This is a genomic window from Candidatus Atribacteria bacterium (assembly GCA_011056645.1).
Classification (GTDB): domain Bacteria; phylum Atribacterota; class Phoenicimicrobiia; order Phoenicimicrobiales; family Phoenicimicrobiaceae; genus Sediminicultor; species Sediminicultor quartus.
This window is the reverse complement of sequence record DSEL01000166.1, coordinates 1-9,736: the sequence shown is the minus strand read 5'-3', so window position 1 is coordinate 9,736 and position 9,736 is coordinate 1. Positions and strand designations below refer to the sequence as shown.

Below are 9,736 nucleotides of genomic sequence, written 5' to 3'. Positions count from 1 at the left end.
ATATTATCCGGATGGTTCAGTTGCTGGAAAAAACATCCGGTAAACCCGGGGAAAACAATGATATCAACTTGCTCTTTTACCGCCTTTTCTAAATATTCTTTGATCTTGCCAATTAGGATTTTTTGTTTATCTATGTTTCCCCATTCGTTTTCCTTCCAATCTACTGAAGCTGCTTTCATTCTCTCTCCTCCTTAACCAAGACAAGATAGAGAGAATAAGCCAGAAGACCGCAACCGGAAGCAAATCCAACTCCGGTTTTAGCTTCTCCCGAATCTTTATCAAAGCTCTCCGACAGAAGACCATAGTCCATATTCGCATTCCTTAGCCATTTTAAGGCCAGGTTCGATAATAGGGGATTTAAGATGCTCCCGCATAATCCCAGTCCTGATGGGGTATTGGGATGGTGATCGCAAGCCAATTCATTTATCCTGGCATTTTTAAAGTAATAAGGATAATGGGGAGAATAATAATAATCTATGGTATTTTTAAATACCGGATTATCTTTATCAACAAATCTATAAAAACAGAGCATCCCCAAATTTCCGGGAGGATCATTATATAACCTGAAATTTCCCTTTCCGTTAGTAGACCATAAAAATATTTTCTTTCCTTCTATTTCCTTGACTAAATATTTATGGATCCCTTGATGAATGTTTTCTATTTTCCGATTGATCAGTCGTGCTTTTTTAAACTTACCTTTTTTTAATAAGACATCTCTCCAGTTTTGCAGCCCTCGCCAGAGAATGACATTATCAATGGTCACCAGAGGGTATTCTGCCGGGTCATCAGAAGGAAGCAAGAAAGTTTTATACAGTCCGGTACCCGGGTCGTACTCTTTTTCTATCCTTTCAAACACTTCTTCCAGGCTTCTTATTAATCTTTCATCAAAAAGAGAGTCTTCCAGGTTTTCTAAAAGAATAAAATAAGCAGCCGCTTCATCCAGTTCAAAACCGGGGTATAAAACGGTACCGTCAATATAATGAGCATGATCTCCCGGATTCTTGCTGTGCATCAGGATCATTTCTCTTACCAGATGCTGAAATAATTTAGGGCAAACCAATTTTATCGCGGGTAGAGACCACAAGAAAAAATCTCTTTCCCAAAATGCTCCGGAAACATAATAGCGGGGGCTTCTGGAAGTTAACCCCAGATATTGATCGCTCTCCATATCTTTGGCTACAGAGAAAAAATAATTAAAAAATAGATTTTCGTTTAATCTGGTTTCCAGTACGGGATCTTTAGGGTAGGGAATGGTTTTTCCCTTCAGCCACTCCAGAAATTCATCATAGATTCTTACACATCCTTTTCTTTTTAGATGAATGAGGGTGGTAGATGCGCCATCAGGATCATAGTTTACAGCTATATAAAAACAATTGTTATTCCGGCAGGGCATCTTTAAATTTAAGGTTTGTTTCCCTTCAAAGTTATCAGTTTCAAAATCTTTATCTCCGCCAAAGGCTAAGGATAGTGAAACTCCCGAAGAGAGAATATTAATAACCGGATTACCTAACCATTTATCTTTTATAATTATTTTTTCAGCATTTATCTGTTGAGAACTGAATCTTAATAAACTTACTTCTCTTAAATCAAAAACAAAAGAAATATCGATAGCTTCTGAACTTTCAAAGCTATAAATAATCCCCTTTTCCTTAAGATCGGTAAATATTCTTCCGGTGACTCTTATCCCGCCCTTTAAAAAGAAGTTTAAGCGGGGTAGATAATACTGTTCTTTAGAAATTTCTATCTTTTCTATTTCAATTTCTTTTCCTTCCTGGTAAAAATAGGGCGTAAATAAATTTGGCTCTCCTTTTAACTCTACTAAAGCTTTATTAGAAAGAGAGGCAATATTTATATTTTTAATAGCTCCGTTCTGGCAATCAATAATGGGCACACTGAGGTAATGATTCCCGGCATACAGTACTTGCTCATTTTTTATTATTTCTTCCGGCTTAGTAATAATTTTATTCATATCTTTCTTGTCAAGGGGACGGTTCTCTTGACAACGTTCTTACCGCCTTCCTGGTTTATCCTAAATAAATTAATCATTAACTATTACCTACTTTCTACCTTATCTTATCACCTGGATGTTGTCAGGAGAACCGTCCCCTTGACACACTTTAGCAGAAACAGATAGAGATTTAAGATAGATATGAGGAAATTTATATTTTCCTTCTACCCATTTAGCTTTATTTCCCAAAGCAGCGATATTTTTTAGTTCTTCCAAGGCATTACCGGCAATCATAACATCCTTAACTCTTCCTACTATTTTACCTTTTTCTATCTTATAACCCAGCTGTACATTATTTGAGAAGGCTCCGCTTATTATATTCCCCTGTCCCAGACCGAGGACCTGGTCGATAATTATCCCTTCTGAAATATCTTTAACCATATCTTGAAAAGAAACTTCTCCTTCCTCCATGATCAAGTTACTTATGCCAGGAACAGGTTCGCTTTGTATACCGCTTCTCAAACCATTGCCGGTACTTTCTACGCCAACCATTCCTGCTGTCTGTAGGTCATAATAAAAATTTTTAATCTCCCCTTTTTCTACCAAAGGTATCCTTTTCATTTCGACTCCTTCATCATCAAAAGGAGCACTGCCTAAAGCAAAATCTATAGTACCATCACTATAAAGAGTTAACAGGTCACTCCATAATTTCTTGTTTTTTTGAGAAGTTAAAGGAGAAATTTTCTTCAAGACCATCTTTCCATTTAAACCACTGATGATAGAGAGAATCAAGACCAAAGCTGCCTTAGGAGTAAAGATAACCGGCATCTTACCACTTCCTACAGAGACAATCTTTTCTCCCCATTTTAAATTTTCGATTATTTCAGAGGTTAATTCCTTAGCATTAAGATCGTCCTTTCCTGATTCAAGAGAGGAATAGACCATCAACATATCTTGTTCTTCGGTTTGCTGCACCATCAGTGAATAAGCGATGGCGGTCTTAAGGTAAGAAAAATTCCCTCCCCGGGAATTAAGATATTCTACTTCGCTAAGATCTTTTAAGATAGTGACATCACAACGCAATTTTGGATTAAAGTCCTTTATTCTCTCTATAATACCTTCACCTATCTTTACCATCTCTTCAATGCTTTTATCGACTACTTTTTCATCATATATGGCTAAACTTTTCTTTTCTTTATTCTCCTTTTTCATTTCTCCCGGAAAATCAAAAGAAGCCGTTGAACCAAATTCAGAAGTCGCAACTGCTTTTTTAACGATTAAACCAAAATCTTCATCTCCCGTAGAGGTAGAAAATCCTATTTTCCCTTTATTTATTACCCGCAATGCTTTCCCTTCACTCTCGGAAATATCAATAGATTTCAATCTGTTTACTTCAAAATTTACCGGAATAGTTTTGCTCTTTGCTCTAAATAGCTCAGCTGAATCTGTTTTTTCGCAGGCTTGCTTTAATAATTTTTTCATTTTATCTACCCCCTACTACTACTTGTTTTATCCTGAGATGAGGGCTCCCGAAAGAAACCGGTAGCGGGTTTTGACCCGCTTTTCCACATCCCCCGCCGGATTCAATTATTTTCAAATCATTTCCTACTCCTTCAATATTCAGTAGAGTAGAAAACAAATTCCCACTTAAAACCACATCCTTAACCGGCTCGGCAATTTTACCGTCTCTTATCATAAAACCTTCCCCGGCACTAAAGGTGAACATTTCAAAGGTGGTCATCCCGCCATAGCAATCCTTAGCATAAATGCCCTTTTCTATACCTGATAATAAATCTTTAAAAGCAGTATTCCCGTTTTCGATGTAGGTATTGGTCATTCGTACAATAGGCTTAAAACGATAATTGAGAGCACGGGCATTTCCGGTTGGTTCTTCCCCCATTTTAACTGCAGTCTCCCGTGAATGAAGCCTGCCTGCCAGGATCCCATTTTTTATCAGATAAGTTTTCCTGGTTTTCACACCTTCATCATCATATTTGGAAGAACCTAATAAATCGGGGACAGAACCATCATCAACCACATTAAGCTGGGGTGAGCCAACTTTCTTCCCCAATTTCATTAAACTACTCATCCTCTCATCCTCATATAGAAAATCAGCTTCACTGAGATGACCAAAAGCCTCATGGATAAAAACTCCGCTTAAAGCCTGATCCATTATCACCGTATATTCTCCCCCTTCTACCGACTGGGCTTTAAGAAGATTGATTGCTCGAGAAGCAGCTCTTTGTGCTTTAGTGGAAATCTCTTCTATTATTTTAAAACCTTTGGTACTCCCAATGCTTTCACTGGCCATTTGTACATTATCTCCCTCTCGAGCTATAGCTGTAAGACGGACACTTAAAAAGGGTTTTTCCTGTTCGATATAGCTGCCTTCCGAATTGGCAAAATAAATAGTAGAAAATCTATCCGTATAGGCTACATTAGAAGATTGGATCAGGGGATCAGATTTCATAATTATATTATTATAATCTTCCATTAAATCCTTTTTTTCTTTCAAGCTTATCTGGCGAAAATCTTTATCTAATTCCCGATGAATTATTTCTACTACCGGTAAAGTCGCTGCCAATCTGCTCTCTTCTTTTCCAATTAAACTCGCCACTTCAATTGCCTCTCGAACTTTTTCTTCCAAATCATCAAACTGATTAAAGGAAACAAATCCCCATCCACCTTTTACCAGCGCACGCACATTACCTCCTGCCTGTTGGGAACAATTTATTTTTTCCAACTTCTCTCCTTGAAAATGAATAGTAGTCGTTTCTTTCTTTTCCGCCCTTATCTCAATATAATCTGCACTGTTTTTTTTATTTTTTAAAGCTCTGTCAAAAATTTCTTTCATGTATCTTCTCCTTTAATTTAGTTAGATGGTTACTCCTTATTTTATTTTATTCTAATCTTCTTCTGACTTGTCTATATCATTTTTTAAGATGGCTTCTTCATCTAAATAAATTGACCTTTCTAACCACCAAACCCACTTACTCCATTTTTCTTTAAAATTTTTATTCTCTTCTTTGATATTTATAAAACCACTTACCTTGGCATCCATCTCGTCGGCATAATAAAGAGCTATAGCTGCCAGGATACTGGGAAGCCGGGGAGAGCCGAATTCAAAATGGCCATGATGACTTAATAAAGTATGTTTTACCATCAATTCTAAATCTTTGGGAAAATCATTCATGCACTTTATCTTCTGATCGATCATCTCTAAACTTATAGCAATATGCCCTAAAAGTTTACCTTCATCAGTATGTTCGATAACCTTATCGTAGGCATATTCTCTTATCTTACCAATATCATGAAGAATAGCCATGGTAATTAGAAAATCACGGTCTATTTCCTGGTAGAGATTACTTATAGACTCACAAATAGTTGCCACATTTACCGTGTGCTCAAGTAAACCTCCGATATAAGGCTGGTGTACTTTAGTGGCAGCGGGGGCTTTCTTAAACTTTTCCTTAAATTCTGGGTCATTAAAAAAACTCTTTAACAGATTCTTTAAGTGATCATTCTTGATAGAATCGATCTTGGAAAGAATCTTAAGCATCAATTTATCTAAATTTTCTTTTGATTGGGGTAAATAATCGGAATAATCTAAATCCAAGGGAGCAGTTTTGACGAGAGAAGAAATTGTCGCCTGAAGAGTGCCATCAATTTTCTTTTTAGTTATCTGCCCCTGAACATGGGCAAATTCAATCTTGCCCAATGTTTCTACTTTGTCACTGGAAACATCCCAGTTTATGGCTTCAATTTCTCCGGTCTTATCAGCAATTTTAAAGAACATGTCTATGGTTTTCTGGTCTTTTCTCACTCTAAACTCTATATTTTTCAGGATAAATATATCGTTAATTCTGGTATTTAAATTTAAATCAGTTATCATTTGTTTTTTAACCAAAACGCTTCACCTCTTTTTTAATATTTTCGATACCGAAATAGCTTGTTAATGTTTTCTCTCTCCATCTTTCCTTTTGGTTTCTTAACTCGATACTATCTTAAACTATTTCTTTCTTTTATTTTTTTTTGACTCGATAGTTGATACTTGATAATATATACTATATATTATCAGACTTGACAATAATTTCTATTTTCTCTATTCTATTTTCAGTACAGACTCTTTTGGCTCTCTATTGATTTTTTAATTTATTTTTTAAAATAAGCCGAAGTGGCGGAACTGGTAGACGCGCTACGTTCAGGGCGTAGTAGGTGTAAGCCTGTGGGGGTTCAAATCCCCCCTTCGGCACCAATAAGATAACATCTCCACTACCCTATCCATCTCCCATTCTTGTCCGATAGTAAATCTAATAAATTGATCCCCTAAACCAGAAAATTCATTATTCCAACCAGGTAAAGTATAAATACCATTTTCTTTTAAATATTTCCAAACTTTTTCTGTTTCTTTTTTACCCTTAAACTCTACTAAAACAAAGTTTGCTTTAGAATCATAAGCAAAAAATCCTAACTCATTTATTTGCCTTACAAATTTATCTCTTGCTTTCTCTATTTTTTGCCAGACTTCTTGATAGTAATCTAAATATTTTAAGGCTATCCCCGCAGCTTTCTCAGCGATTCTATTTACTCTGAAATGTTGACCAAAAACACTTAATTTCTCTATATTTTGGGGATTAGAAACAGCAAAACCCAAACGCAAACCTGCCAATCCAAAGTTTTTAGAAAAACTTCTGGAGATAATTAAATTTTCATATTTATCTATCAAGTCCACTACCGTCTCTTCCAGATACTCGAAATTGCATTCATCTACGACGACCATCCCTTTTGCCCTTTGCAAAATGTCAATAATGTTTTCCCGGGGAATTCTTGTCCCGGTGGGATTGTTGGGATTGCATATCCAAATTAAAGAAGCTTCTTCCAATTGTTCAGCGCTAAAATTAAGGCAATATACTCTATCATGCAAACAATTGACTAAAACTTTGGGCAACCTCTCTCTGTTTGCGCTCACTTCATATTGAGAAAAAGTAGGAATAGGAATTAAAACTTTCCCCTTGTAAACTCGGGACACTATTTCAATAACTTCATCCGAACCATTAGCTGGTAAAACATTTTCCCTCTTTATACCTACATATTCAGCTAAAATCTGTCGTAGTTCTGCGTATCCTCCACCTGAAGGATATCGGTTCATTACCTTAAGTTCTTCGAATAATTCCTTTAACATCTCTTCAGGATGAGGATATTTAAAATAAGATTGGGCTAAAAATATCTTTTCTTTTTTGCGACATTCTTTATTTTGTTTATTCTTCATTTACAATTTTTCCTTTTTTACTCTCTTTCTTCAATTTTTAAAATATTTAGATATTAATTTTCCCCATTCTTTATTAAAAATTTCTTTCATTACATCTTTCTCTTCACCTGCCAAAAAAGATGCTTCAATCGAATGATAATTAACTTTCCTTATTTCATCTAAATTGAATCCGTACTTTTGAATGAGAACTCGGTACTCATTGTTTATTGAGGTATTAAACATGGCAGGGTCATCAGAATTAATTGTGATCATTAATCCATCTTTAAAATAATTTCTAATAGGATGTTCTTTGAAGGTTTTACAAACCCGGGTCTTGATATTGCTTACTACGCACAATTCTAATGGTATCTGTATTTCTTTAAGATAATCGATTAATTGAGGATCTTCATAAGCCCTTAATCCGTGACCAATTCGTTCTGTTCCAAGTTCATTGATGGCTGCCCAAATAGATTTTGCACCATCTGTTTCGCCCGCATGAGCGGTAAGCCGAAAACCCAGCTCTCTGGCTTCCTGATAAACTTTAGTAAAAAGACCTGCGGGAAATAATCTTTCATTTCCTCCTAGGCCGATGCCTATAAGTCCCCGACCTAAATATCCAGACAATTCTTTTATCAAATTCATACCCATACGTGGACCATAATCCCTGACTATATCAACGATCAACGCACTACGAATCCCAAAGTCATTAAAAGCACTTTCCTTCCCCTTAATCAAACTTTCAGTTATTCCGCAGGCAGATAATTTTTGATTTTTGAAAGTAAAATCCCGGGGAGAATAAAATGCCTCTACATATTTTACATTTTGCTGACTCAAGCTTTGAAGAACCCGGTAGACTATTTCTTCAAAATCCTTATATTGGTTAATAAAACTGTTCTTCCATAACCAAACTTTAATAAATTGCGTAAAATTAGAATAGGTTAACCGTCTCTTCAGGTCTTCCAAATTCTTAATTGATCTATTATTCCCCCCTCTTTGGATTAAACCAAATAAAGTTTCCAGGGGAATTGCTCCTTCCAAATGAAGATGGAGTTCAACTTTGGGAATTTCCCCGATAAATATCTCTAATTTATCCGAAAGCCTTATCATATTAAGAATTCATATGCTTCTCCCTTTCAATCTTTCGCAAATCTGCTTCGCCCAAACCAAAGTAATGTCCAATCTCATGTATAACTACTCTTCTAACCGATTCCTTTATTTCTTCGTTATTTCTACATCGAACTTCTATAGGTTTTTTAAAGATGATAATCTTATCAGGCATAACATTACCATACCAGATACCTCTCCTGGGAAAGGGAACCCCTCGATAAAGCCCTAAAAGTCCATAAGGGGATTTGATCTTCATCTCCCGAAGAAGTTCCTGAGAAGGCAAATCTTCAATAGCAATAGCAATATTTTCCATCTTTTCCTTAAATTTTTGGGGAAGGCTGCTTACTGCCTCTGTTACCAATCCCTCAAATTCCTCTTCGGTTACTTTCATTTTATTTTGCTGTCTCTTTCTTTAAATTTTTGATAAATTCCTTCACTTTCTGTATATACTGGTCTCTTGCCACTTCGCGTGAGGTTAGCTCAAGCAAGGCAAGTGGAGTCTTTTTACTAAGATTTTTCATATCATTAAAAATTTTCTTGGTATCCGAACCTAATCGAGTACAGAAAAAAGCAATTTTTTTAAATTCTTCTTTGTATGAAAAAAGATAAGTTCTAACCGGAGTAGCAATATTAGAAGACCAGATAGGAGTTCCGACAATGACCAGATCATATAAAGAAGGATCGTTCTTTACCTCCTTAATTGCGGTTAATCTTCTCAAGTTAGCATCAGTACCGGCACTTAAGAATCCTACAGTTCCCTCTCTGTTTTTAGTATCAAAAATCTCTTCCTGATCGCATTTTAAGATACCAGAAATAGCCTCGGCTACTTTTTTAGTCTTTCCGCTTCTTGAATAAAATGCTACCAATATTTTCATTATAAATAACCTCAATTTCTTATTTTACCTTGAAATAATCTTTAGAGTAAAATCTTTATTTTTCTTACGGAATACCGTTCATTTTATTATATCTACGCCAATAATTGCAAAAACGCCATCCCAAATTTACCGAAGGAAGACGATTTAGTTTAGAACCCCAATTTTTAACCATAGTTTGGGCTCGTATAAAACATTCATCAATCTGTTTTTGATTTAATGTATTTAAACTATTTTCGATAGAAGAAATGATTTCTTCTTCGTAATTCATAATTAAAGGCTGGATTTCAATTTGTGCAGAATTAAAATTTAGTAAAGCTTTTCGATGAAATCGCTCACTCTCCCACCAATAGGATTTTGAATTATAATTTTCACTTCCCTCTCTATACTCCCCCGGAATAGTAGTATCAGGAGAAAAGACAGGGAAAAAGGGACTTATACAAGGCTGACAAAGCAATACACGGGCAGTTTCTTGAACCTGGGGGATGGTCAAATAGGTACATTGAACGGTGGCCTTTAAGTCATGCTTTTTAGGGGGAACTATAAGGATATTTTGGGCTT

7 protein-coding genes, 1 tRNA gene and 1 pseudogene are annotated in these 9,736 nt (G+C 35.8%); 1 reads left to right on the top strand and 8 read right to left on the bottom strand.

Features of this window, described 5'->3' with window-relative positions; genetic code table 11:
* Positions 1 to 175: 175 nt before the first annotated feature.
* The 4 genes from ENO17_07280 to ENO17_07265 all read right to left on the bottom strand — a co-directional run bounded on the left by ENO17_07280 (position 176) and on the right by ENO17_07265 (position 5,855).
* Positions 176 to 1,969, bottom strand: coding sequence for a metal-independent alpha-mannosidase (locus tag ENO17_07280; protein ID HER24830.1), 1,794 nt, complete (start codon positions 1,967 to 1,969; stop codon positions 176 to 178).
* A gap of 99 nt (positions 1,970 to 2,068) precedes the next feature.
* Positions 2,069 to 3,430, bottom strand: a complete 1,362-nt coding sequence (locus tag ENO17_07275; protein HER24829.1) for a TldD/PmbA family protein — start codon at positions 3,428 to 3,430, stop codon at positions 2,069 to 2,071.
* A gap of 1 nt (position 3,431) precedes the next feature.
* Positions 3,432 to 4,802 carry a TldD/PmbA family protein gene (locus ENO17_07270; GenBank protein HER24828.1) on the bottom strand — a complete coding sequence of 457 codons (1,371 nt, stop codon included), beginning with the start codon at positions 4,800 to 4,802 and terminating at the stop codon, positions 3,432 to 3,434.
* 51 nt (positions 4,803 to 4,853) lie between these two features.
* On the bottom strand, positions 4,854 to 5,855 hold the full coding sequence (locus ENO17_07265) for an HD domain-containing protein (protein ID HER24827.1): 1,002 nt from the start codon (positions 5,853 to 5,855) through the stop codon (positions 4,854 to 4,856).
* Between the two features lie 261 nt (positions 5,856 to 6,116).
* Between ENO17_07265 and ENO17_07260 the strand changes: the two genes are divergently transcribed.
* Positions 6,117 to 6,203: transfer RNA gene (locus ENO17_07260), tRNA-Leu, on the top strand.
* Positions 6,204 to 6,212: 9 nt separating this feature from the next.
* Here ENO17_07260 and ENO17_07255 read toward each other — a convergent pair.
* The 4 genes and pseudogenes from ENO17_07255 to ENO17_07240 form a co-directional block, all read right to left on the bottom strand.
* Positions 6,213 to 7,217, bottom strand: a pseudogene (locus tag ENO17_07255) (histidinol-phosphate aminotransferase family protein).
* Positions 7,218 to 7,247: 30 nt separating this feature from the next.
* Positions 7,248 to 8,303 carry an adenosine deaminase gene (add, locus tag ENO17_07250; GenBank protein ID HER24826.1) on the bottom strand — a complete coding sequence of 352 codons (1,056 nt, stop codon included), beginning with the start codon at positions 8,301 to 8,303 and terminating at the stop codon, positions 7,248 to 7,250.
* Position 8,304: 1 nt separating this feature from the next.
* A complete protein-coding gene (locus tag ENO17_07245; GenBank protein ID HER24825.1) occupies positions 8,305 to 8,694 on the bottom strand; it encodes a metallopeptidase family protein in 390 nt (129 codons plus the stop codon).
* A gap of 1 nt (position 8,695) precedes the next feature.
* Positions 8,696 to 9,178, bottom strand: coding sequence for a hypothetical protein (locus ENO17_07240; protein ID HER24824.1), 483 nt, complete (start codon positions 9,176 to 9,178; stop codon positions 8,696 to 8,698).
* Positions 9,179 to 9,736: the final 558 nt, after the last annotated feature.